Origin of the sequence: Kosakonia sp. YIM B13588, assembly GCF_042788165.1 — a bacterium.
In the GTDB taxonomy this organism is placed as follows: domain Bacteria; phylum Pseudomonadota; class Gammaproteobacteria; order Enterobacterales; family Enterobacteriaceae; genus Kosakonia; species Kosakonia sacchari.
Map to the genome: position 1 here is coordinate 948,951 of NZ_JBHZPO010000001.1, position 24,035 is coordinate 972,985.

Annotated in this window: 26 protein-coding genes; 8 read left to right on the forward strand and 18 right to left on the reverse strand. The window is 51.4% G+C overall.

The features are described from left to right. Nucleotides 1–923: 923 nt before the first annotated feature. A complete protein-coding gene (locus ACFX4U_RS04420; protein WP_313507651.1) occupies nucleotides 924–2,645 on the forward strand; it encodes an alpha,alpha-trehalase in 1,722 nt (573 codons plus the stop codon). A gap of 70 nt (nucleotides 2,646–2,715) precedes the next feature. Here the strand turns inward: ACFX4U_RS04420 and ACFX4U_RS04425 are convergent, their stop codons facing one another. Further along, the gene (locus ACFX4U_RS04425) at nucleotides 2,716–2,970 is read right to left on the reverse strand and encodes a GlsB/YeaQ/YmgE family stress response membrane protein (RefSeq protein WP_017457007.1); all 255 of its coding nucleotides are present in this window, start codon (nucleotides 2,968–2,970) and stop codon (nucleotides 2,716–2,718) included. A 210-nt stretch (nucleotides 2,971–3,180) separates the two neighbouring features. Between ACFX4U_RS04425 and ACFX4U_RS04430 the strand changes: the two genes are divergently transcribed. Beyond that, nucleotides 3,181–3,912 (forward strand): flagellar brake protein, encoded by a 732-nt coding sequence (locus ACFX4U_RS04430; RefSeq protein WP_200550690.1) that lies wholly within the window; start codon nucleotides 3,181–3,183, stop codon nucleotides 3,910–3,912. Here ACFX4U_RS04430 and emtA read toward each other — a convergent pair whose 3' ends face one another. Next, nucleotides 3,913–4,524, reverse strand: coding sequence for a membrane-bound lytic murein transglycosylase EmtA (gene emtA / locus ACFX4U_RS04435; RefSeq protein WP_017457005.1), 612 nt, complete (start codon nucleotides 4,522–4,524; stop codon nucleotides 3,913–3,915). A 100-nt stretch (nucleotides 4,525–4,624) separates the two neighbouring features. Here emtA and ldcA point away from each other — a divergent pair, with 100 nt between their 5' ends. Both ldcA and ACFX4U_RS04445 read left to right on the forward strand, forming a co-directional pair. After that, entirely contained in the window at nucleotides 4,625–5,536 is a 912-nt protein-coding gene (gene ldcA / locus ACFX4U_RS04440; protein WP_313507652.1) for a muramoyltetrapeptide carboxypeptidase, read from the forward strand. A gap of 123 nt (nucleotides 5,537–5,659) precedes the next feature. Then, entirely contained in the window at nucleotides 5,660–7,393 is a 1,734-nt protein-coding gene (locus ACFX4U_RS04445; protein ID WP_200550688.1) for a potassium/proton antiporter, read from the forward strand. Nucleotides 7,394–7,408: 15 nt separating this feature from the next. On the opposite strand, the gene dadX is transcribed toward ACFX4U_RS04445, so the two are convergent. Continuing rightward, the gene (gene dadX / locus ACFX4U_RS04450) at nucleotides 7,409–8,479 is read right to left on the reverse strand and encodes a catabolic alanine racemase DadX (protein ID WP_313507653.1); all 1,071 of its coding nucleotides are present in this window, start codon (nucleotides 8,477–8,479) and stop codon (nucleotides 7,409–7,411) included. Between the two features lie 18 nt (nucleotides 8,480–8,497). Next, on the reverse strand, nucleotides 8,498–9,838 hold the full coding sequence (locus tag ACFX4U_RS04455; protein WP_349350655.1) for a D-amino acid dehydrogenase: 1,341 nt from the start codon (nucleotides 9,836–9,838) through the stop codon (nucleotides 8,498–8,500). Nucleotides 9,839–10,115: 277 nt separating this feature from the next. Between ACFX4U_RS04455 and ACFX4U_RS04460 the strand changes: the two genes are divergently transcribed. Then, nucleotides 10,116–11,648 carry a SpoVR family protein gene (locus ACFX4U_RS04460; RefSeq protein ID WP_305735765.1) on the forward strand — a complete coding sequence of 511 codons (1,533 nt, stop codon included), beginning with the start codon at nucleotides 10,116–10,118 and terminating at the stop codon, nucleotides 11,646–11,648. A 33-nt stretch (nucleotides 11,649–11,681) separates the two neighbouring features. On the opposite strand, the gene fadR is transcribed toward ACFX4U_RS04460, so the two are convergent. After that, nucleotides 11,682–12,401 carry a fatty acid metabolism transcriptional regulator FadR gene (gene fadR, locus ACFX4U_RS04465; RefSeq protein WP_017456999.1) on the reverse strand — a complete coding sequence of 240 codons (720 nt, stop codon included), beginning with the start codon at nucleotides 12,399–12,401 and terminating at the stop codon, nucleotides 11,682–11,684. 332 nt (nucleotides 12,402–12,733) lie between these two features. On the opposite strand from fadR, the gene dsbB reads away from it, so the two are divergent. Beyond that, nucleotides 12,734–13,264, forward strand: a complete 531-nt coding sequence (gene dsbB, locus ACFX4U_RS04470) for a disulfide bond formation protein DsbB (protein ID WP_017456997.1) — start codon at nucleotides 12,734–12,736, stop codon at nucleotides 13,262–13,264. Between the two features lie 94 nt (nucleotides 13,265–13,358). Continuing rightward, nucleotides 13,359–13,658: a hypothetical protein gene (locus ACFX4U_RS04475; RefSeq protein ID WP_313507655.1), complete on the forward strand. Its 300-nt coding sequence runs from the start codon at nucleotides 13,359–13,361 to the stop codon at nucleotides 13,656–13,658. 140 nt (nucleotides 13,659–13,798) lie between these two features. Here ACFX4U_RS04475 and ACFX4U_RS04480 read toward each other — a convergent pair whose 3' ends face one another. The 4 genes from ACFX4U_RS04480 to ACFX4U_RS04495 all read right to left on the reverse strand — a co-directional run bounded on the left by ACFX4U_RS04480 (nucleotide 13,799) and on the right by ACFX4U_RS04495 (nucleotide 15,709). Next, nucleotides 13,799–14,005 carry a hypothetical protein gene (locus ACFX4U_RS04480; RefSeq protein WP_380218279.1) on the reverse strand — a complete coding sequence of 69 codons (207 nt, stop codon included), beginning with the start codon at nucleotides 14,003–14,005 and terminating at the stop codon, nucleotides 13,799–13,801. 110 nt (nucleotides 14,006–14,115) lie between these two features. Then, nucleotides 14,116–14,355: a hypothetical protein gene (locus ACFX4U_RS04485; protein ID WP_380218278.1), complete on the reverse strand. Its 240-nt coding sequence runs from the start codon at nucleotides 14,353–14,355 to the stop codon at nucleotides 14,116–14,118. 324 nt (nucleotides 14,356–14,679) lie between these two features. Then, a complete protein-coding gene (locus ACFX4U_RS04490) occupies nucleotides 14,680–15,072 on the reverse strand; it encodes a hypothetical protein (protein WP_380218276.1) in 393 nt (130 codons plus the stop codon). After that, nucleotides 15,065–15,709 (reverse strand): hypothetical protein, encoded by a 645-nt coding sequence (locus ACFX4U_RS04495; protein ID WP_380218274.1) that lies wholly within the window; start codon nucleotides 15,707–15,709, stop codon nucleotides 15,065–15,067. The genes ACFX4U_RS04490 and ACFX4U_RS04495 overlap by 8 nt, the downstream gene beginning before the upstream one ends. Before the next feature lie 73 nt (nucleotides 15,710–15,782). Here ACFX4U_RS04495 and ACFX4U_RS04500 point away from each other — a divergent pair, with 73 nt between their 5' ends. Continuing rightward, on the forward strand, nucleotides 15,783–16,304 hold the full coding sequence (locus ACFX4U_RS04500; protein WP_380218272.1) for a hypothetical protein: 522 nt from the start codon (nucleotides 15,783–15,785) through the stop codon (nucleotides 16,302–16,304). Here ACFX4U_RS04500 and ACFX4U_RS04505 read toward each other — a convergent pair whose 3' ends face one another. The 9 genes from ACFX4U_RS04505 to ACFX4U_RS04545 form a co-directional block, all read right to left on the reverse strand. Next, nucleotides 16,305–17,009, reverse strand: coding sequence for a hypothetical protein (locus ACFX4U_RS04505; protein ID WP_380218270.1), 705 nt, complete (start codon nucleotides 17,007–17,009; stop codon nucleotides 16,305–16,307). It abuts the gene before it with no gap. A gap of 1 nt (nucleotide 17,010) precedes the next feature. Next, nucleotides 17,011–18,429 (reverse strand): ubiquitin-activating E1 FCCH domain-containing protein, encoded by a 1,419-nt coding sequence (locus ACFX4U_RS04510; RefSeq protein ID WP_380218268.1) that lies wholly within the window; start codon nucleotides 18,427–18,429, stop codon nucleotides 17,011–17,013. Beyond that, nucleotides 18,426–18,758: a hypothetical protein gene (locus ACFX4U_RS04515; RefSeq protein ID WP_065368248.1), complete on the reverse strand. Its 333-nt coding sequence runs from the start codon at nucleotides 18,756–18,758 to the stop codon at nucleotides 18,426–18,428. Before ACFX4U_RS04515 ends, ACFX4U_RS04510 begins: the two co-directional genes overlap by 4 nt. Further along, a complete protein-coding gene (locus ACFX4U_RS04520) occupies nucleotides 18,755–19,471 on the reverse strand; it encodes a hypothetical protein (RefSeq protein ID WP_380218266.1) in 717 nt (238 codons plus the stop codon). The genes ACFX4U_RS04515 and ACFX4U_RS04520 overlap by 4 nt, the downstream gene beginning before the upstream one ends. Continuing rightward, a complete protein-coding gene (locus ACFX4U_RS04525; RefSeq protein ID WP_380218264.1) occupies nucleotides 19,468–20,487 on the reverse strand; it encodes a hypothetical protein in 1,020 nt (339 codons plus the stop codon). The genes ACFX4U_RS04520 and ACFX4U_RS04525 overlap by 4 nt, the downstream gene beginning before the upstream one ends. Then, nucleotides 20,487–20,762, reverse strand: coding sequence for a phage baseplate plug protein (locus ACFX4U_RS04530; protein WP_380218262.1), 276 nt, complete (start codon nucleotides 20,760–20,762; stop codon nucleotides 20,487–20,489). Before ACFX4U_RS04530 ends, ACFX4U_RS04525 begins: the two co-directional genes overlap by 1 nt. Next, nucleotides 20,759–21,475, reverse strand: coding sequence for a hypothetical protein (locus tag ACFX4U_RS04535; RefSeq protein WP_380218260.1), 717 nt, complete (start codon nucleotides 21,473–21,475; stop codon nucleotides 20,759–20,761). The genes ACFX4U_RS04530 and ACFX4U_RS04535 overlap by 4 nt, the downstream gene beginning before the upstream one ends. Further along, the gene (locus ACFX4U_RS04540; protein ID WP_380218258.1) at nucleotides 21,475–23,295 is read right to left on the reverse strand and encodes a hypothetical protein; all 1,821 of its coding nucleotides are present in this window, start codon (nucleotides 23,293–23,295) and stop codon (nucleotides 21,475–21,477) included. Before ACFX4U_RS04540 ends, ACFX4U_RS04535 begins: the two co-directional genes overlap by 1 nt. Nucleotides 23,296–23,418: 123 nt before the next feature. Further along, nucleotides 23,419–24,033: a hypothetical protein gene (locus tag ACFX4U_RS04545; RefSeq protein ID WP_380218256.1), complete on the reverse strand. Its 615-nt coding sequence runs from the start codon at nucleotides 24,031–24,033 to the stop codon at nucleotides 23,419–23,421. Nucleotides 24,034–24,035 lie beyond the last annotated feature (2 nt).

A 24,035-nucleotide genomic window follows, 5' to 3' on the forward strand; every position in this document is an offset into this window, starting at 1 on the left:
TAAATCGCTCTAAATGACGCAAATCCATGTCCAGTTAAACGCTCAGATAATGAATAAAAGGCATAGCTACCGCACGAGTCTGTCGCAGGGACAGGCCGCAATAATATTACTTTTCATTGACTATCGTGACACAATTTTACAGATCAGATTATTCAATTCAATATGATCTCCGACCTGTTGAAATACTATTATTTAATTTTTTTGCAAATTAGGACAATTCTCAAGAAAGAATTTCACTTTAGATGTAAATCCGTAAAGATGCCAACCACCACTTTTATAGTGGCGCGGAATATTTGTATAAATTACTGATAATTAATAGATATTCTTGAGGGAAACGTAATAGCATATATTTTAAATTACGAGATAGGATGAATCCTAAAAAGTAATTTAATGTGATAAACCCTACAATATTTAGTAGTGAAATTTCCTGAATAAAAGTACGGATTAACTCGAAAGGTAAGTAAATATGTTATTTACATGTCGATAGGCAAAATATATTGAACAAACATAGATTATTTCCATAGCAAGATAGTCAAGGATGTAACAGTCCCTGTGGGGAACATTCTTTACTTTCATATGAAATTTTTCCCTGCCTTAAATTATGTAGCAATACTTAATTCTCGTGAACGTACAATAAACGAAACCTTTCAGCAAAATTGACACAGCGCACTATTTACCCGCTGCGGGCTTTTAGCGAATAAATAAAAAGCACACTGGCGAACAAGTCTGCTGTCAGCGCGCATTATTCACTCGGGCACGGATAGCATAAAAATCCGCCCCCTGCTCTGCCAGCCAGACGGGGAAATTGTCTGGAATCGTGCAAAATGCCAAACGCGACACACGATTTGTTTCAGATTCGACTATGGTTTTGTGCAAGGTTGATTGCGGCAGCACCGCTGTGCGCCCGCTAAGGAGAATAATCGATGACAAGACCTGTTCTACACCGACCGCGCGCTCTGCTGCTGGTCATGCAAATCGCGTTAGGCGGCGCGTTACTCGCCACCGCTACTCACACTTTCGCCGCCGAGGCGCAAAATACGCCGCAGCCACCGGATATTCTGCTCGGTCCGCTCTTTAGCGATGTACAAACCGCTAAGCTGTTTCCCGATCAAAAAACCTTTGCCGATGCCGTGCCGAAAGGCGACCCGCTGATGATCCTTGCGGATTACCGCATGCAGCGCATGCAAACCAGTTTCGATTTACGCCACTTTGTGGATGTGAACTTTACGCTGCCCAAAGAGGGTGAAAAGTATGTTCCGCCTGAGGGGCAAAACCTGCGTGAACATATCGACGGGCTGTGGCCGGTGCTAACACGCACCACCGACAGCGCCGGAAAATGGGATTCGCTGCTGCCGCTGCCAAAACCGTATGTAGTGCCGGGTGGTCGTTTTCGCGAAGTCTATTACTGGGATAGCTATTTCACGATGCTCGGCCTTGCCGAGAGCGGTCACTGGGACAAGATTGAAGACATGGTCACCAACTTTGGTCATGAAATCGATACCTGGGGCCATATTCCTAACGGTAACCGCAGCTACTACCTGAGCCGCTCGCAACCGCCCTTCTTCTCGTTGATGGTGGAATTGCTGGCGACGCACGACGGTGACGAAGCGCTGAAAACCTGGCTGCCGCAAATGGAAAAAGAGTACCAGTACTGGATGGAAGGTGCAGATACGTTGCAGCCAGGCCAGGCCAATAAGCGCGTGGTTAAGCTCAGCGATGGCAGCGTTCTGAACCGCTACTGGGACGACCGCGATACGCCGCGCCCGGAGTCGTGGCTGGATGATGTGACAACGGCCAAAAATAACCCCAATCGCCCGGCAACCGAGATTTACCGCGATTTGCGTTCTGCCGCCGCGTCGGGCTGGGATTTTAGCTCCCGCTGGATGGACGATCCTAATCAGCTTGGCACCATTCGGACCACCAGCATTGTGCCGGTCGATCTGAACGCGCTGATGTTCAAGATGGAAAAAATGCTTGCTCGTGGTTATCAGGCAGCCGGCGATAGCGCAAAAGCGAGCCAGTACGATGCGCTGGCAAACGCGCGTCAGAAAGGTATTGAAGCCAATCTGTGGAATGAAAAAGAGGGCTGGTACGCGGATTACGATCTGAAGACGAAGAAGGTACGTAATCAGCTTACAGCCGCGGCGCTTTACCCGCTGTTTGTCAATGCTGCCGCCAAAGATCGCGCTGATAAAGTGGCCGGCGCGGCAAAAGAACGGTTGCTGAAACCGGGGGGGATCGCGACCACCACAGTCAACAGCGGCCAGCAATGGGATGCGCCGAACGGCTGGGCACCGCTGCAATGGGTGGCAACAGCGGGTCTGCAAAATTACGATCAGCAGAAACTGGCGATGGAAGTGAGCTGGCGTTTTCTGACCAACGTGCAGCACACCTACGATCGTGAGAAAAAACTGGTCGAGAAATATGATGTCAGCACCACCGGCACCGGTGGCGGCGGCGGTGAATATCCGCTACAGGACGGTTTTGGCTGGACCAACGGCGTGACGCTGAAAATGCTCGACCTGATCTGTCCGAAAGAGAAACCGTGCGACAGCGTACCGCAAACGCAGCCGGCACAGCAGCCTGCCGCGAAGGTTGAACCGACGAGTCAGCCATCAAAACAGCCGCAAGCCGTCGCACAATAACACCCGCGCAGTAAAAAGCCGCAACATGATTGTTGCGGCTTTTTTGTCTCAAAAACGGATGAACTGGCGGTTAACCTCGTCTGAACAGCCGGAATACGGCCAGCACGACAATCGCACCCAGCACCGCGATCAGGAAACTGTGCCAGTTGAAGCCAGTAATATCTCCGCCATAACCAAATTGTGTCGCGAGCCAGCCGCCGACAACGGCCCCGACGATCCCAAGTATACAAGTCAGAATGAAACCGCCCCCATCCCGTCCTGGCATAATCAACTTAGCAATAACGCCAGCAATCAGGCCAAAAACGATCCACGCGAGAATGCCCATGTTTCTCTCTCCTTCTGTTAGTCTTGTTGACGCGCACATACCACTTCGGCGACGCGTTAGCTACAGTATAGTTGTCGGTCATAAAACATTTTCATCTCACAGACTTAATTCAAACGGATTACGAAAATAATTACGTTATTTGTATTAAGTTCTTGCTGAAAATGCCGATAAAGCAACGAAGGTGTGTCAGCCATCAAGGAGCCATTCGGCGTGAGCAATTACAGTGAGCAGTTCCTGAAACAAAATCCTCTGGCCGTGCTGGGCGTTTTACGCGACCTGCAAAAGAACCAGGTGCCCGTTTGCATCACCTGGGGCAGCGGCCAGTTCATCAGCAAGATACTGGAAGTGAATCCAGAAGAGCTGATCATGGATTTTGGTAGTCAGGAGTACGAGAACAACGCAGTACAGCGTGCCGGAAAGGTGACCGTGACCGCTGAAACACATGGCGCCAAAGTCGAATTCACGCTGACAAAGCTGTCTACCGGCGATTTTCAGGCTTTACCTGCTTTTATTACTCCGCTTCCGGAAACGCTGTGGTTTATTCAGCGCCGTGAATATTTCCGCATCAGCGCCCCGCTCCACCCGGCCTATTTTTGTAAGGCATTGATGCCGGATAAGAGCGAGATTCGCTTTCGTCTGTTCGACCTGTCATTAGGTGGCATGGGCGCACTGCTGGATGGCGAAGCGCCCACCACGTTGCAACCGGGTATGCGCTTTTCCAAAGTGGAACTGGATATGGCATCGTGGGGGCAGTTCTATTTTGACGCGCAGTTGATTGCGATTGGCGAACGTAAAGTCGTTGATGGCAAGAATGAAACCATTGTTACGCCGCGCCTGAGTTTTCGCTTTTTGAATGTCAGCCCGGGCGTGGAGCGCGAACTCCAGCGCATTATTTTTGCCCTGGAGCGCGAGGCGCGCGAACGCGCCAGCCGGGTACGCTAATTACATCGCATCCATCGCTTTTTGCACTTTCCAGATATAGCGCGGCGCCTGCGGCGCGGGGTGGTTTTCCGCCACATGCTTCATAAACGCGTCTGCGCTTAAATCATTTATCTCTTCAATGGCTTCGCTTCTGTCGGACGAGAAAGTCCGCAGTAGCGCGCCTGCGCCATTCACATACGAGACTACCAGCGCGTACTGCATCACTTTCGGATCGCGAATGCCTGCCAGCGCCCCGTGCTCAAGAATACTCAAATAAGCCGCACCCATGGAGATGTTGCGCTCCGGGTTTTTGAGTTCGCTGGTGGACGGTTGCCCGCTCCAGCCCATATGGCGGTAAACTTCGCGCCCGGCGGTGGAGGCTTTAAGCTGCATCAGACCAACGGCGTTTGATTTGCTGACCAGATTCGGGTTACCGCCGGATTCCACGGCGATCATCGCGGTGATCAATTGCGGGCTAACGCCCCAGGCTGCACCGGCTTTTTCGGTGATGGGCATCCACTGCATTGCGCGTTTTACCGGAACTTCCGGGTTCCAGTCCGGGTTACGATAATCCTGCTTTGAACTACATCCGGCGAGCAGTACCACTAAAAAAGCAAACCATCTCAATTTCACGCAAGCTAATCCTTCTATAAGTGTCATCGGCTACGGATGACAACGACACAGGTTAGCGGCATGATAACTGTTTCCCTATAGATGTCAGCAAGGAATTGCCATGTCCACCTTCCACCTGATTGCCCCTTCCGGCTATTGCATTAACCAGCACGCAGCAGCGCTTGGCGTCGAACGTCTCACTTCGCAAGGCCATCAGGTTAGCAACCAGCAAGTCATTACCCGGCGTTTTGAGCGTTTCGCCGGGCATGACGAAGAGCGCCTCGCGGATATCAACGCGCTGGCGCAATTACCGGGTGAAAACATTATCGTGATGCCGGTGCGCGGCGGGTACGGTGCCGGCCGCCTGCTCGCTGATATCGACTGGCAGGCGCTGATGGCGCGCCAGCAGCGTCAACCGTTGCTGATTTGCGGGCATAGTGATTTCACCGCTATTCAACTTGGGTTGCTGGCACATGGGAGTGTCATCACCTTTAGCGGGCCAATGCTGGCGGGAAATTTTGGTGCAGAAACGCTGGATACCTTTACCGCAGAGCACTTCTGGCGCGCTATCAGCAATGAAACCTTTACCATTGAGTGGGACGGTGAAGGCCCGCAGTGTGATGTGGCAGGCACCGTGTGGGGGGGAAATCTGGCGATGTTAACCTCGCTGATTGGTACGCCCTGGCTGCCTTCAATGCCCGGCGGCATTCTGGTAGTGGAAGACATTAATGAGCATCCCTACCGCGTGGAACGCATGCTGTTGCAGTTGTTGCACGCCGGCATTCTGGCACAGCAGCGGGCGCTGATCCTCGGCAGTTTCTCGCTGGCGCAACCCAACGATTACGATGCGGGCTACAATCTTAATAAGATGATCGACTATCTGCGCGCGCAATTGACGATCCCGGTTATCAGCGGGCTGGCGTTTGGTCATGAACCGCAGACCGTCACGCTGCCGCTTGGCGCGCATGCCCGGTTGCAACATGCTGAAAAGACGCAACTGACCTTATCGGGTCATCCCACGATCTCAATGTAAAAAAAGCGCTTTATGCCCTTATTAAAACGTTGTTTCTGCCGTTATTATATAACGCACTAATAAACCCGGCCGGTTAATGCCGCCCGGGATCCCCCACGGTGAGGAATAAGGAGAAGCACACCATTGGACGCTGAGGCGATAATCAGTCTGTTTATTTTGGGTTCAGTTCTTGTAACCTGCAGTATTTTATTAAGTTCTTTCTCCTCCCGCCTTGGTATTCCCATTCTGGTTATCTTTCTGGCAATTGGTATGTTGGCTGGTGTTGACGGTATCGGCGGTATTCCGTTCGATAACTACCCGTTTGCTTACATGGTCAGTAACCTCGCGCTGGCGATCATTTTACTCGATGGTGGCATGCGTACCCGCGCCAGCTCGTTTCGCGTCGCACTTGGCCCCGCACTTTCCCTGGCGACCATTGGTGTGCTGGTCACTTCCGGCTTAACCGGCATGATGGCTGCCTGGCTATTCAAGCTCAACATTATGGAAGGCTTTTTAATCGGTGCGATTGTTGGCTCGACCGATGCCGCAGCGGTGTTCTCGCTCCTCGGCGGTAAAGGGCTGAACGAACGCGTCGGCTCGACGCTGGAAATCGAATCCGGCAGCAACGATCCGATGGCAGTGTTCCTCACCATCACGCTGATTGAGATGATCCAGAAGCACACTGCCGATCTCGATATCATGTTCCTCGTGCATATTGTGCGTGAGTTTGGCCTCGGTGTTCTGCTCGGCGGTTTGGGCGGCTATCTGTTGCAGCAGATGATTAACCGCATCTCTCTGCCGCCGGGTCTTTACCCATTACTGGCTCTGAGCGGCGGGATTCTGGTTTTCGCCTTAACCACGGCCCTGCACGGGAGCGGCATTCTGGCGGTCTATCTGTGTGGTTTTGTGCTGGGCAACCGCCCTATCCGCAACCGTTACGGTATCCTGCAAAACTTTGATGGCCTGGCCTGGCTGGCGCAAATCGCCATGTTCCTGGTGCTGGGGCTGTTGGTTACGCCGTCTGATTTGTTGCCGATTGCGGTTTCTGCACTCATCCTCTCGGCATGGATGATTTTTGTTGCTCGTCCTCTGTCCGTGTTTGCCAGCCTGTTGCCGTTTCGCGGTTTTAACCTGCGTGAACGCATTTTTATCAGTTGGGTGGGCTTGCGCGGCGCGGTGCCGATTATTCTCGCTACCTTCCCAATGATGGCCGGGCTTGATCACGCGCGTCTGTTCTTTAATGTCGCCTTCTTCGTGGTGTTAATCTCACTGCTTTTCCAGGGAACGTCACTCTCGTGGGCGGCGAAAAAAGCCAAAGTGGTTGTACCGCCGGTTGGCTGGCCGGTCTCCCGCGTCGGTCTGGATATTCACCCGGACAACCCGTTTGAGCAGTTTGTTTATCAACTCAGTGCGGATAAATGGTGCGTTGGTGCTGCGCTGCGCGATTTACATATGCCTGCAGATACGCGCATTGCCGCCCTGTTTCGTGACAATAGCCTTCTGCACCCCACCGGCAGTACCCGGCTGCGTGAAGGCGATGTGTTATGCGTGATTGGCCGTGAAAGCGATCTGCCCGCGCTCGGAAAACTGTTTAGCCAGTCTCCGCCGGTGGCGCTGGATCAGCGTTTCTTCGGTGATTTTATCCTTGAAGCCGATGCTAAATTTGCCGATGTGGCGCTGATTTACGGCCTGGAAGATGGGCTGGAGTATCGCGAAAGCCAGCAAACGCTGGGCGATATTGTACAGCAACTGCTGGGTGCCGCGCCGGTCGTGGGCGATCAGGTAGAGTTCGCCGGTATGATCTGGACGGTGGCGGAAAAAGCCGATAATGCAGTACTGAAAGTCGGCGTTCGCGTGGCAGAAGACGAGGCGGAATAACCGCCTCGCGTTAAGTTACACCGTCACAACAGGCACGCGCGGCGCCAGAGCACACATCAATTCATACCCTACCGTTCCGGCCGCCGCCGCCACTTCATCGATTTTTATCTCATTACCCCATAGCTCAACCGGCGTACCGATACCGGCCTGCGGGCATGGGGTTAAATCTACCGTCAGCATATCCATTGAGATTGCGCCAACAATGCCGGTACGAATGCCATCCACCAGCACTGGCGTGCCGGAAGGCGCGATGCGCGGGTAGCCGTCGGCATATCCGCAGGCGACAACACCAATTCGCTGCTCGGCCTGCGCGCGGTAACGACAACCGTACCCCACTGACTCACCGGCTTTTAGTGTCTGCACAGCAATAATCTCGCTGCTCAGCGTCATTACCGGGCGGATCCCGCTGTTGGCGACATCCTGCCACGCGCCCGATGGCGAAGCGCCATACAGCACCACACCGGGACGCACCCAGTCATAATGCGTTTCGGGATGCCATAACGTGGCGGCGGAATTGGCCAGCGAGCGCGGCGCGTCAATCCCCTCCGCCGCCTGCTCAACGCGCGCCAGCGGCGCGACGATACCGTCTGCCCGCTCCGCTTCGGCAAAATGAGACATCAGTGTCACGGTCGCCACGTTGGTTAAGGCATTGAGTTGCTGGTACACGGTATGAACACGTTCAGGCATAAAACCGAGACGGTTCATGCCGCTGTTGATCTTCAGGTAAACGTCGAGCGGCGCTTGCAGGCGCGCGTCCTGCAAGGCCTTAATTTGCCAGTTGCTGTGCAGACTGGCCGTCAGGCGGTATTTATCAAACAGCGGTAGTTCATCGGCATGGAAAAAACCTTCCAGCATCAGAATCGGCCCTTTCCAGCCGCGTTCGCGTAGCAAAATGGCCTCTTCAAGATTGAGCATCGCGAAGCCATCCGTACTGTTGAGCGCACGCCAGATACGATCCAGACCGTGACCATATGCGTTCGCCTTCACAACCGACCAGACTTTTGCGGCAGGTGCCGCGCGGCGCACAACCTGTAAATTATTGCTCAGCGCCGTTAAATCAAGCGTGGCGAGAACCGGACGAGACATTCCTATTCCTTCTTCGAATCAGTTATGAGCACCGTGTAAATGCTGCGCGCGCACAGGGGTAAAGCCAGGCATATAGCGCGCCACGCTCAAATCATCAGCAGCAATCGCCGGGGTGCTGCCGGACATCAGGTCGCTTAACAACTGACCTGAACCACAAGCCATCGTCCAGCCCAGAGTGCCGTGCCCGGTATTCAGCCACAGGTTTTTATACGGTGTGCGCCCGACAACAGGCGTGCCGTCTGGCGTCATGGGGCGTAAGCCGGTCCAGAAGGTCGCTTGCTCGACAAACCCGCCACGCGGGAAGAGATCGCGCACCACCATCTCCAGCGTTTCACGGCGTGGTTTTAGCAGTTCCGTATTAAAGCCGACGATTTCTGCCATGCCGCCGACGCGGATACGCTGATCAAAGCGGGTAATGGCAATTTTGTAGGTTTCATCAAGGATCGTTGAAACCGGCGCGCCGTCTTCTTCGGCAATCGGGATCGTTAATGAATAACCTTTCAGCGGATACACCGGGATGTCGACGATATTTTTCAGTAAACCGGTGGACCAGGAGCCAAACGCCATCACATACGCGTCGGCTTTGACCACCTCTTCACCGCACTTCACGCCGTAGATGTTCTCACCTTCGTACAGCAGGCGATCCACCGGCGTGTTAAAACGAAATTCCACGCCCGCCTGCGCCGCCATTTTCGCCAGTTGCTGGGTGAAAAGCTGGCAGTCGCCGGTTTCATCATTTGGCAGGCGCAAACCGCCGGTCAGTTTATGTGCGACTTCAGCCAGCGCGGGTTCGACTTCTGCCAGCCGCGCAGACTCCAGAAGCTGATAAGGCACGCCGGCATCCTTTAATACGGCAATATCACGCGTGGCGTTTTCATACTGCTCTGCGGTGCGAAACAGCTGCAACGTGCCGCCTTGTCGCCCTTCATACTGAATGCCCGTGTTTTCACGCAACAGTTTCAGGCAATCACGACTGTATTCTGCCAGGCGCACCATGCGGCCTTTGTTTTCCATATAGTGGCGCGTGTCGCAGTTGCGCAACATCTGCCACATCCATTTCAGTTGCGATGAGGTGCCGTCGAGGCTGATTGCAAGCGGCGCGTGGCGCTGGAACATCCATTTAATGGCTTTTAACGGCACACCAGGAGCCGCCCAGGGCGCGGCGTAGCCTGGTGAGATCTGCCCGGCGTTACCGGCGCTGGTTTCCTGCGCAGGACCTGGCTGGCGATCAATCACCGTGACGTCATGCCCGGCCTGGCGTAAGTACCAGGCGCTGGTGACACCCACCACGCCACTTCCTAATACAACAACTCGCATATCCCTCTCCTGTGAGTAAAGCACGATCATCTGATTACAAATTGATAACCCAGATGAAAATATTATTCAACATACGGCTTTTTTATGGTGAGCTTCCTCACAGCTTCGCCGTATGACAAGGGTTTCTGTTATTTAGCATCTCCTGCTGCGCGACTTTTCGCCGCAGCATAATATTTCGAAACAATTGGTATTTACGCCGTTGATATGATGAAAAATCGCGAAGAAAAATTTATGACTTAAGTACAGATTTAATTGCGTGTTCTATGCTTGAAATGAGACGCTCCATACAGAGAGTGTCGTTAACAACGAGGGCGCGCTAATGGCTACGATTGACTCAATGAATAAGGATTCTATTCGTCTGAGCGATGGACCCGACTGGACTTTCGAACTGCTGGATGATTACCTGGCGGAGATTGACCGGGTGGCGAAACTTTATCGGCTGGATACCTATCCGCACCAAATCGAAGTGATCACCTCAGAACAGATGATGGACGCTTACTCCAGCGTCGGTATGCCGATCAATTACCCTCACTGGTCGTTCGGGAAGAAATTTATCGAAACCGAGCGACTTTATAAACATGGGCAACAGGGACTGGCCTACGAGATAGTCATCAACTCTAATCCCTGCATCGCTTATCTGATGGAAGAGAACACCATTACCATGCAAGCGCTGGTGATGGCACACGCCTGTTATGGCCATAACTCTTTCTTTAAGAACAATTACTTATTCCGCAGCTGGACCGATGCCAGTTCGATTGTCGACTACCTGATTTTCGCGCGTAAATACATCACCGATTGTGAAGAGCGCTACGGTGTGGACGAAGTGGAAAAGTTACTCGACTCATGCCATGCGCTGATGAATTACGGCGTGGATCGCTATAAACGCCCGCAGAAAATCTCGTTGCAGGAGGAGAAAGCGCGGCAGAAAAGTCGTGAAGAGTATCTGCAAAGCCAGGTGAATATGCTGTGGCGCACGCTGCCAAAACGCGAAGAAGAAATTACCATCGCGCAGGCGCGTCGCTATCCGGCGGAGCCGCAGGAAAACTTGCTCTACTTTATGGAAAAAAATGCGCCGTTACTGGAGTCGTGGCAACGCGAGATCCTGCGCATTGTGCGTAAAGTGAGCCAATATTTCTACCCGCAAAAACAGACGCAGGTGATGAACGAAGGTTGGGCGACATTCTGGCACTACACCATCCTTAACCACCTGTATGACGAAGGTAAAGTGACCGACCGCTTTATGCTGGAATTTTTGCACAGCCATACCAATGTGGTCTTCCAGCCGCCTTATAACAGCCCGTGGTACAGCGGTATTAACCCGTATGCGCTGGGCTTTGCGATGTTCCAGGATATTAAGCGTATTTGCCAGTCGCCCACGGATGAAGATCGTTACTGGTTCCCGGATATTGCCGGTTCGGACTGGCTGGAAACGCTGCACTTCGCGATGCGCGATTTTAAAGATGAGAGCTTTATCAGCCAGTTTATGTCGCCGAAGATCATGCGTGATTTCCGCTTCTTTACCGTGCTGGATGATGACCGTAACAATTATCTTGAGATTGCCGCTATCCATAATGAAGAGGGTTACCGGGAGATCCGCTCGAAACTGTCGTCACAATATAATCTCAGTAATCTTGAGCCCAACATCCAGGTGTGGAATGTCGATCTGCGCGGCGACCGTTCGCTGACGTTGCGCTATATTCCGCACAACCGCGCACCGCTCGATAAGGGTCGCCGCGAAGTGCTGAAACATGTGCACCGTTTGTGGGGTTTCGATGTGTTGCTGGAACAGCAAAACGAAGATGGCAGTGTGGAGTTACTGGAACGCTGTCCGTCCCGCCCCAACAGCCTGTAATGAAAAACCCCTCTGATGAGGGGTTTTCTTTGCTTATCGGCTTTGTAAGGCTAAATCGCCCGGCATCGTTTTCTGCATCCGATGCCAGATCTCACCACTATCATGACCATAGCGGCGCACGACTTCGTAGACTTTGTCATGCTGCGCCTCTTCACACACCTGCGCCAGCTGGTGGTAGAAGCCAAGCGCCAGGCTGCGGGCTTCCGGGCTTGAGAAATAGTGGCGACCAATTCGCGTATATAACCCTTTCATTCCGTTAAGGATCAAACCATAAATTGGGTTACCGGATGCAAAGGCCAGACCGCGGAAAATGTTGTAATCCAGGTCTGCAAAGGCATCGGCATGATCTTCAACTTCACGCGCGCTGGCCAGCACTTTCAGAGCGTCTTCCGGATGCTGACGAAACGCGGTACGGATAAAAATCGTGGAAATGTTGGTACGCACTGAGAGCAGATTATCGATCAGTTGCGGGACACTTTCGTGATCCAGACGCGCCAGCGTTTCCAGAATATTCAGCCCGGAGGTTTCCCAGAAGTTGTTCACTTTTGTTGGTTTGCCGTGCTGAATTGTCAGCCAGCCATCACGGGCGAGGCGCTGTAAAACTTCACGCAATGTGGTACGAGTGACGCCAATCAGTTCAGAGAGTTCGCGTTCAGCCGGAAGGATCGACCCCGGAGGGAAACGACTATTCCAGATACTTTCAATGATGTACTCTTCCGCGAAACCCGCCGGGCTCTGCGCCTTAATGACCATAGAGAGATTTCCATTACACAGCTAAGCAAAGGACACTCATCATACCAGACCGCACCCGGTGCAGGTAGCGTACCTCATGAAGAAAAAAGGGGATCGAGGATCCATTTTGGCGATTTAACAACGCTTATCCGTAAAAGCAGCAGGGCTTTCATCTGAAATTTTTGCGCCGCAGCGCGCAGGATATTTTGTTGTGGAAATAGCAGTGTTTTGTTGCCGGGTTTGACTTTCCGCATGATAAACATTCGATTACGCATTATTTTTTTGCCCGCTAGTGGCCTGCGCAATGATTTCGTTTACACTGCTTTGTCTACGCATCTCCCAGGGAAATGATTATGTTGCGATATTTAAACGGGTGCTCACATGGGCGCGGCGCCTGGATTTTGATGGCGCTAACAGCGTTTGCGCTGGAAATGGTCGCATTGTGGTTCCAGCATGTCATGCTGCTTAAACCTTGCGTCCTGTGCATTTATGAACGCAGCGCGCTTTTTGGCGTCATGGGCGCGGGTATAGTCGGGGCCATTGCGCCGAAAACGCCGTTACGTTATGTCGCTCTGGCTATCTGGATCTACAGCGCGTGGCGCGGCATCCAGTTGGCCTGGGAACATACCATGATCCAGTTACATCCCTCGCCGTTTATGACGTGCGATTTTGCCGCTCGTTTTCCCAGCTGGCTGCCGCTTGATAAGTGGCTGCCGCAGGTGTTTGTTGCGTCCGGCGACTGTGCCGAGCGCCAGTGGTCATTCCTGACGCTGGAAATGCCGCAGTGGTTACTGGGCATTTTTGTCGCTTATCTGGTTGTTGCGCTGCTGGTGCTGATTGCCCAGCCGTTCAAACCGAAAAAACGCGACCTGTTTGGCCGCTAACAGAGCGCTCCTTCGGGAGCGTTTTTTTTGGGCGGATTCCAGGTAAAGGCAACATCCGCAAAGATGAATACTGACAGGGAAAAGGACGATTCGGATGGCTGGCGTTATTGCACTCATTTACTTCGCATCAGGGACGGTCTTTTTTACGCGGAAGATTAGGCTGTTCGCCATTGTCTCTTCTTTTATTCTCTATGTGGCCCTGCATATTGCTGCCGCAAGTGCGCTTCTTAGCGGGCTGTTGCTCGCCTGTCTGTTCAGCATTTTCGTCAGCTTGCTGATCCTAAAGCGCCCCCGCGACAAGAAAGCTGTTCTTCACTTTTCGCTGCCCTGCTGGCTACTGATTGTCTCGGTTATTTATGACGTTTTCGTTAGTCAGCCCATTCCGGCTTATTAAGAACAGGCAGTAGTTAATTTTGATACTGCGTTGAAGTGAAAAGAAAGCAGGTAAAAAGCAATGCATTAGCGCAAGACGAATCGACGCCTTCAGTGGTTTTGAGTTGTTTTGCGCTAATTTTTTGCCCCATACATGCCCCATTACACCACGCTATCGTCGTCATGAACCCGGTTTATGGTGTACGTCAGCAATCCATGCACTATAACGCCATCCAGCGCCTCACCTTCAATCGCTTCCCCGTCCTCAGTAATCAGCGCCCCGCCCATCCACTTAGCGAATTGCGCGCGACCATCGAACGTTGCCAGTACCGTTTCGCCCTCTCCTGGACGTGCTGACAGATCTATCACCGCATACCCTGAGTCTGTTTCGATGATCCGGCAATTGGCATCCATCTGACACAGGTAGTCAACGGTAAGTGCTCGCTGAGCATAATCAGCGGCTGGTGACGGAAAGCCCATTATTGAATACTCCCCATATTGCGAAGCATCCAGAGGCGGTTATCGCTTACATCAGGCGTCTTGTCCACGAAGTAAGGCTGATAGCGCTCTATCCAGTCATTTGCATCTCGCTCACTGAAATGCCAGTTGCGCGCGTTAAGCTCCCGTATGAAGTCTGCGGTGCGCAGGCACTTGTATCCCTTTGGGTTTAGTTGAACGGCCGCAACGAATGCGGCTTTGATTTCGTACTGGCGCGGCATGATCTGAACCTCTCAAACAATACTGTATGCATAAACAGTAGTTATTTTTGAAGCGCAGATCAATACCGTTTCGGTTGGCGGGAACCAGAAGAAGGCTGGTTTTCTTTTTGAGAGAAGAAGTTAGGAGGGTAAAAAAATTTATAGCTAATGCTTTAAGCTATTAGCTTTGCGGGACTGGCCATCTGTACCCGCAGGAAGAGCACTGAAAGTAATAACGCGTAACACCACCAATAGTTTTGGTAATAACCGATACGGTGCCAGACTCCAGGCAGTTAGGACACTGCGCCGGTGGTGTGATTTCCTGCACTTCATTAATTGTCATAATTAGGCTCCATATTTAATATCAAGTGCATCTAAGTCGTTTGAATACTTCGTTTTCCTTGCCTGAAGGGCGGTAAAAAGCTCAGCTTTCTTCGATTCTTCTGTGCTGCCGTCGAAAAGCCCAGCCCTTGAGTACTTCAGTACAAGGACTGAAACGTCTTTCTCGTAATCCAAATTGAGTTCATTCAGCTCCTTCTCGTAAAGAATATCTGACGTAAGAGGTGGGATTTCTTCTAGCGCTGGCATCCCGTCAGCGCCAGCAATAATCTTCCGCCCTGCCGCCTGCGCCGTCATCATCTCCTGCCAAAGTTCATCGGTAATTTCAACGCTATCAATTTCCGGCCTGGTTTCAAAAAACCCAGGGGGAGTTGTTCCTGCTGTAAAATATTTAGGCATTCATAATCCCCGTCACAATAAATTGAAAATCACCATTCGAAGCCGCTCTAGCTCCCCATCTTGATATGATTACCATACCCGTTGTGCTTAAAGAAAATATTGCGCAGCCTAAATCCTGCACCACAGCAGTGCTGGTAAGCTCTCCGCTCGCACTTGATAAGACTGCCCTCACATCACTGGAGAAAGCAATAGGGAACGTTGCAGAGAAAGACTGGTTATTAGTCAGGTCTGGCGGCGTTACTGACATAGATAAAGTAGCGAACCAGCGTACCGTTGCGCCATCATAATAAGGTGACTTAAACAGCGTGTAGCCAGTGCCGGTGGTAAACGTTGGGGATGGAAGTTTTGCTGCGGCTCCCAGTCCAAGGTATGTTAGAAGGTTTGCTATAGAGGTCTGCCCGATTACATCACGGCCTGTGCTTGTCAGATCTGTTGTCGATGTAGTATCAACGCCGGTGAAGTAAGGAAGCTTGTTGGCTGCGGTTGCTAATGCGGCAATGGCGCTCAGCGTTGCGTCCAAAGGCTGGAAGTTAGTAAGAACATAGCTCAGCGTTCCAGCGGTCATCATATTTGCAGCAATGTCGTTTACGGACCAGGCCCTTGCAGTGGTACCTTCCTGCGCGCGCTCAACCGTCATTACGTCACCTGTCCGTGCTGTGACGTGAATAATTTCAGTTAATTGTCCGGTCGCGGCATCGACAAGGGTCAGTTTGAAAAAACTGGTCCCTGACACCGGGGATGGAAAAAGATTTCCGGTTCCAGTGTTAACGGTCAAAGTTGTTGCAGAGGCACTAAGGCCTGCCGCAAGAACGGTCTGCGCGTTATTTGCGGCCAAGAGTGTGAGAGCCATTTATCCTCCGGGATTTTGGCATAAAAAAACCGCCGGAAGGCGGATTTATGGTGGTAGTATTTATCAACTCAATTATCAGGATAAAATCATGAATAATTTATCAGTAGCCATTACAAAGTTACTTCTCTCTTCATTCAGCGCAATCACAATAATGCTGTCATTTTTCCTTATTACGCTAATATTTAACATGTGGATTCAGGATGGTATCCCTCCATTTGAAAACATAAAATTTAGCGTTGCTCTTTTGTTTTTAATAATATTGCTTGCGGTCATCTGTCAATGTTTAAAATTTTATATGGACATGGCGATAGACAGAAGAAACTACCATTTAATTAAAGCAGATAAATCAAGTAAAAAACGCGTTGATGAAGTCGTTATGTGATCATCCAATGATGCTAACGGAAACAGGCTGATAAAATGGCATGTGAAGAAGTCCGCTATCAAAAGCCTGTTTAAACAATGACGCAAAGTCATAGTTGGTGCTTTTTATGAATACACTTTTCTTCTGGTTAAATGATTGCGTGTTGTAAGAAAAATTATTGAATAAAGATGCGTCAGTTAACTTTCTGTACCCTTTCACGATCGAAATACTCGCCCCGGAACCAGAAAACAACACTGATATGCTCCACCGTTGGTCGTTGATGACATCAACACCATCAACCCCTGTCAGAAAACGCATAATTCTCCGTTTGAGCCACGGTATGGTGAAATTAAAGCCATCTCCTTTATAAAAATTCCATGTCATAATTCGTTTAAACATGTCATCTGATACGACAACCTGCTCGGAATCGTTCACCACCTTCCTGACGTTAAAAGCCAGTTGGTTAAAGTTCAGCTCGTTATACGGACCAAATGCCTGTTGCTTTGCACTTACCAGTACTGGAGGTTTTACTCCATAAATGCCGCGCGCAATCCATCTGAGTTGATCACCGGCATTATAACCGCCGACAAAAATTGGAAGGTTAGCGTTCAGCATCCATGAGTAAATGTCCTGCGCCATCGCGTTGTAAGCAGTAACAAAAGCCCGGATATCATCATCGTCGTTATACTGCGTGTACAGATAGGATTTAATGATTTCGTCAAGCATCTTATATTCCATCCACGATCACGCCATCAGAGGCAATGAACCAGTAGCTGTACGGATCGCCACTGATAATGTTTGTCCCCGCATCTGCAGGTGTGATGATGCCATTTACAGTTACAACGACATTAAGAGTTGTGATCAGGCTCATATCAATCGTGTCATTTACCGACTGAAGAAAAACATCTTTGATGCTGTTTAAATTCATCGGTTTGCCAGCAAAAATTCCATTTACATATTGAATAACCGGCGCAGAAACAAGAGATGCCACCGTGGCATCGGTCAGGTAATTAGCTCCTTCCGTAGACCACTCAAATTTGATGGTTACCAGTTGCTGCAAAGGGATCACAAAAGGTATCAGGTAGTCGTCAGGCCAGTCATTTACCGTGACAACATTATTCCTGAGGTTAGGAGTTACCAACCCGCCGCCAGTCCAGGCGCCGGAAGAAGTGGTGTTGAGGCCAATCGAAAATGTGTGTGGTGTCAGCGCCGTTATAGTGAGTGGCACGTTATTGATCCCGGACATGCCGGTTACGCCGGTAACGTTGATGATCTGCCCGGTTGAAAAACCATGTGTGATATCGGTTGTCACGACGCCGGGGTTGGCATTCGTGATGCCAATAATATTCAGGTCGGCGCCTTTCAACCGGCTGATGTCGCCTGCTGATTTATAAATGGCAGCAGCCATTTCATAAATATCTCCACCGCCACACATAATCACCCAGTGATCGCCAGCCTGAACGACTGAAACCATTCTGGCCTGCACGTTATTCACGTCAGTAAGCTTCTGGCGGATAAACCCAGGATAGCCCTGCACGGTGGACATCTGCCCTTCCCATACTCGTTCCCGGAATTCATAGAGTGTTTCCGCCGCGCCGCCGGGCGTACCAGCAACCAGATTTGTACAGGAAATGGTGATGTCGGAAGGAAGACTGGTAATGACCTGATTAACCGACCCCACCGGAACAGACCATGAGCCGGTAGTGGTAGCTTCGCAGGTAGCAGCTGAGCTTACGCCGGATGCGGGAATAATTGTCGCGTCATTGAGCGCATAGGTGTAAGTGCCATCGCTGACAAGAAATCCTTCAGGAAGCACAAATCCAGCCGGGCCACTAAACGTTACCGGGACAGTTGTGGAGCCCTGCGTTTTTTGTGCCGCAATACCTGACTGCTGCGCCAGTAAATTCAACATATACTGGTTAGCCTTCAGTGGGCCAACAGAGTTGATAAGATCGACACGAATCTGGTCACAGATTATCAGCGCGCCTACATCAGTGCTGACAATGTCCTCTATCAGCGAACCGGGCAAATCTGTCGTAAGTCCCGGTGATAGTGCAGTGGCCTGAGTAACCAACTGGCTGCGCAGTTCTTCAGAAGTTTTTGGCACCGGACCGGTAGCATTGTAGCTGACAGACAAATCACTCATACATTCACCGTTGTGATAATTTTCGATCCGGCGTTGGTAATGGCCGAAATGTTGTATACGGGAGGATCATCACTGACCAGTGCAATTTGCAGGGATGAAAAATACTGGCTGAACTGCCGCTGCAGGCGGTTAACATAATACGTTGGCAAAACCTGCTGAATAACAGAGCTGTTTGCCGGGATGCCATTGTTCGCGAAGAACGGCGACTCCTGCGGCGCCAGTTTAAGATTCTGAATTAAAGTGGTCAGGTAAATAGAATCATTGAACCCGTTTTCGTCTGGCTCAATCAGAACCCACTTACCTTCTGCGTTTCGGCCATAGGTTCTCATTCTGTGATGTTCCCGCTGAAAGATGTGGTTGGAGAGCCTGTGTTTGCTCCGCCATTACCGTTTGTATGGGCGTGGGTATTCAACCATGTCACCATGGCAGCCCACCCGGCGTGCATAATGGCTGGGCTTGTACTGGCGGTTGAATCTTCAAGTTTCCCCGCCGTTCCTGTCAGGCTCCACATGCCCTGTGTAAGCGTAAGGACGGTATCACCAACGGTGACTTTGAACTGATTGACCGTCTGTATTGCTATACTGTCCGGGGTTAAAAGAAACGTGGAATTGTTCGCCTGGTCGCGTATTGTTACCCCTTCAGGGCCGTAAATTGTCACTACCTGCCCATCAACTGAGTCCCATTCGGTGTTGCTGACCGGCAGAAAAACCAGCGCGCTTAGATTGGCCGGCGGAGTAAGGTCGGCTACCCCACCACCCTGACCACTCACCCCACCGAGATAAGTATCTCCGGGGATGACGATTCCTTTATCTCCTGGTTGCATTGGGTATCGAATGTACTGCGGACCAAACAGTGGAATGGTGACCTGAGGAAACACATACGGCGTGTCGCGTAGCTCAAAGGCCACTGTGACCATTTTACCTTCCTGCTTCACGATGCTGGCCGGGAGAATTTTACCTGCCGCCTGAAAAGCCTCAGAAAGCTTGCTTTCCGTAAAGCGGTTCATGTTCAGGCCAAAATTAAGCTTTTGCTCAACGCTCATTTTTTACCGACCGCCTCCGCTGGGTAAGCCTCAATTACAGAAACCCAAGACTCTGCCGTTGGCTGCCTGCTGTTGCCAATGAGCCTCACTGACTGAACAACAAATTCGCCATTAAAGGCCGAATCATCCCTGTATTGAGAAAATGACGAGGCCTGAATCATCGGCCTGGATTTCTGCGGCATCAGGATGTGATCACCCGTCTGCAGGTCAGCGCGCATAACGCACACCAGGCTGATGACGCCAAAACGAATCCACGTCGGCTGACCAATAAGGTCAGTGAATTTAATCTGGACAGGGTTTTTGCTTCTTGCTGTCGCGCCCGTTTTAGACGACTGATCCTGGTGACTGGAATAATCATTATCCCAGGCGCGCAATTCATTACCGTTCACTACGGCAATTTCAACGCCGGTGTATCCGGCATCTTTAATTCTGGACAGCGAAAAAGCCTTGAGGTCTTTTGCCAGCTCGGCGAGAGAGCCGCAAAACATCGGGCGATCGTAATTAAGCAGAAGCCGGTCACTGATGCTGATGTTTGGTGTGTAACCGCCGATGCGCATAAAGCATTGCGTCAGCGCCACGGACAACTTCTGACCTTTAGGCCAGGGGAAGGTCACCTGCAGCGGTGAAAGATCACCGCGCGCGGACGATGCAACCGGACCAGCAACGATAATGAAATCCAGGCGCAGCTCGGTTCCCTGCCAGTTACCGAAAACCTGAAAAATTGTTCCCTCGACAGCCAGTTTCTTATTCCAGACACCCGCCAGCGGCAATCCCTTCGACATACCTGCAAAAATCTGGATTCGCTTACCATGGAGATTTTGCCTGGCCTGCTGCATTTCAACAGGGCCTATACCCCATACGGTAAGGTGCGCTTCACCTGCTGGCGTGGACTCGCCAAACCGTGGAATATCGAATTCCACCATCAGCGCGCCGGGGTTATAAACACCGTTTTTCAGGCTTGAATACTGCTTAATCAGATTGTCGCCATCAAAGATATTAACTTCGTAATATCGCATCAGCTTGTGACCTCGATCTGACCATTTTTTTCGCGCCAGATCATGGTCGTTGCTGTGAATTCACCGGCAATCAGGTTTATGCCGCCGGAATTTGTTGACCCGACGACTGCCGTTTTCAGAACAGGATTGCCAGCAGAGTTTGTGATCAGCAGATACCAGCGCTGGGCGGCGATGTTCCACTTCATCTGGCAGGTGTAAACCGTACCGTCGAGCACTGGTGAAAATGTCACACTTTTCTGCTCTAAACCGGTAAATGGATAATATGCTGTGCTCATATTCCAAATACTCCCTGCAACTTGCCGATCACGCCAGTGACTGCATCAGTGACAGAGCCACCGAGCGCGGTATTGCCAAGAGCGCTAACCGTGTTCGTCCATGCGCTGGTGTTGGTCTTGTCGCCACCATCAATCTTGCTGAGAAAGCTGTTTACCGCTTGATCGGCTGCGGTTTCAGTGACAAGTGGCTGCTCAAAATCCCATAACCATGTCCGTTGCGGCAGCGGATCATTGCCTGACGAGTTATCTTTCACTGCGCGCAGAATGCAGTTGCTGTAAATCACCGACGGGGTCGCAACGATATACGTCCCGCCGAGATTGGCGTGCGCCTGAAGCACCGCCTGGAGTGCGCTCATCGTGACAAGCTTCGTCATTGCACCAGTGTTTTCATTCACCGGCGCATCCATCAGCATGGCAACCCGCAACGGCTGAGCAAGAAGTGCGTTTGCGGCCACAGACTGGTTTGCGAAAGGGTATCTGGCAATTTCATAATCAACCATCGTGGCTCCCTGGACTGGCCGCCAGTGGCAGAAATACTTATCCAGATCGGTGAGGTTCATCGCACCGCCCAGCAGCCCGGTAACGAAACTTGCGCTCTGCGTCAGCGCCACAATCGGTAGCATCCCGCCGGGGATGGCCTCAGCCACACCGTTGCACAGTATGACCGGAGATATCTCGAAGCCGAGCTTATAAAGCTCTCTTGTGAAAGCCATTATCCGGTAACCCCTAACTGTGACGATGAAACGATGGCGTTACCGCCGGTATTGTTGAAGATCTGAATGACAGCCCCTTCGCTAACCCGGTTGCCCGCCCCCTCTTTAGACGCCATTGCTGAAATGAGCTTCGCGAGGACATTCGGATCATTGAGGTTGAGTTTCTGGTCCTGGTTTATTCCGGTGCTTCTGACAACATGGCGGATATATTCGGCCGTGTCATTCTCGTTGGAGGGAGCCCATTTGCTCGCAATATCTCGAATGGTATTTACGCCGCGCGTACCATAAATTTGCAGTTGCTTGGCGGCAGCCAGCACACCTTCATCGAGCGACGGGAAGACGGCGAAATTACCGCTCATGGTGTTGTGCCTGCCGTACCCCTCAGCCCAGCGCAGATTTGTCGGGTTATTAAACCTGTCGGCAATAGTCCGGCCTTTGGCTGATACGTTCGCCGGACTCGGGTCAACCGGCTTTACGTCACCACTGGAGAAGAAGCGTTTAACACCCTTCAGCCACGACCAGACGTGCGGATCGTCATCTCCGCCTGGCGTGTACATTTTTCCGGTCTGAGGGTCTGTAACCTGTCCGCCATTTAAAATTGACGAACCAGAAGTGACATCTGAAACGGTGATGTTTGTTTTACCTGATACCCAGTCAAAGACCTTGCCGATCAGCGCGCCCATCTTCTGAACGCCGGTCATGAAGTCGTCGACATCTTTGGTAAATTCAGGCGACGCCAGATAATTACCGAAACGCTCAATGCCTTTCGAAAGACCGTCGATCCACTTTCCAAGCTCAGGAGATTTCAGCACGGTATCGATAGCACCAGAAAGCGCCTCTGACAGTTTTGTCAGTGCTGGCGTAAGCGGGCCGAGTCCACGAATAAACGTGTTGCGAATACTCTGGTTGCTGTAATCAAGCTGGACATTAAAATCCTGCCACTGCCGCGCCTGCTGATCGGTAATTTGCAGCATGCGGGCGTCTTTCTGTGCTCGCTTCTCCATCGCATTGATTTCTTCATCGCTCATGTTTTTGAAGCGGTTAAGGTCGTCCAGCGAGAAGAAGTTTGTCAGGCCATACGCCTGCGCACCCTGCAACGTGCTGCCATTTTTCACAAAGATGTCGCGGGCGTTGCGAATCATCTGTGGCAAAAGTTTTGCCGGGTCCTGATCCGGGTTATTAATGCCCATCGCCTGAAACTGCCATCGGCGCGACAGGTCCATCTGAGTATCGCGAATAGCGCCAAGCGTTGATGTCGGGTTGCTCAGTGCCTTCTGGTAATTGATGGCTGTCGAATCCAGCGCGCCAATGCTCGTGCCGAGACCAAGCGAGGTAAAGCGCTGTGCAGACGCCGTGCCAGCAAGACGATTAATCCCAAAAAGACCGCCAGCACCCAGCACTCCGCTGAACAAGCCAACAATGCCGCCCCATGACAGCAGGCTTACCGTTGCATCTTTAATATGCCCAGCCAGCGATTTGGCATCTTTCGTTGCCTCGCTGAGAAAGCCTTTCGATGCGCGGGCTTTTTTGTTGAAGTTGTCCTGGCTCTTGTGGGCCTTTTCGAGGTTATCGCTCAGGCGATCCAGACCGCTGTTTATTGAAAGGATGGCGTTAGCACCCTCTGAAAACGCCTTCGCCAGCAAATTACCCTGGAGTTTTGCCTGCTCTGTCGCTTTGGTGGCGTCATTTGTGCCATTTGCCAGACCGCGCCATGCTTCAGGAAGATCATCAAGGGCAGCCTGATATTCTCTGAACTTGTCCATAAATGAGACAAATTTGTCGTCATTTACATCAATTTCGACAATAGACTTAGCTGCCATTGAAAAAACCTCTGTCTTTTAGCGCGGCAAGGATGTAACGCTGGCGATACTGCGCAGGACTGGCATATTCCTCACCAGTCACTTCGCGTATTACCTTCCAGAATCCCTCATTCGACGCCCAGTCTAAGAGGGAATATATGAAGTTTCCTGCTGGGCAGTCTGGGGCTGGGTACTGGTATCCGGATTCGATTTCTGCAAGGAATCTCGGAATTCCGTAGTGCTGGATGATGAAAGTTGCCCACCGAACATACCGATCACTGTGCCTATCGTCGGCAGAAGTAATTCCTGCTTCTGAATGGCAGAGGAGACCATAAAAAAAACCACTTCCCCCTCGATCTCACGGTATTCGTCAGGAGTGATCACCCCCTGTTTCATAGCCGAGTCAAAAGGCGCTGTTTTCCATGCGCCGTCATCTTTGTAAATGACGGTGGTCAGGCGCTGAATTTCATCAACGATGGTCAGTCTTTTCTGTGGCTGTGCTTGCTGGCCTGCCGATGTATTTGATAACTCATCTAGCGCTTCCTGTTCCTGCTTCAGTTTCTTGCGCAACATCATAGCCGCCACGCGGGCGGCACCAAGTACGCCAGCTTGTGAAATGAAGTTCGTGAACAGGTTCCCAAGCAGCAGGCAATATTCTTCCACCACCTCATACGGAAACGGGGTGATATGCAGGTACACAATCGATCCGTCATCGCGGGTGATGTTGCTGACGAGGTTAAGTTTTTTGTCGATTTTCACAG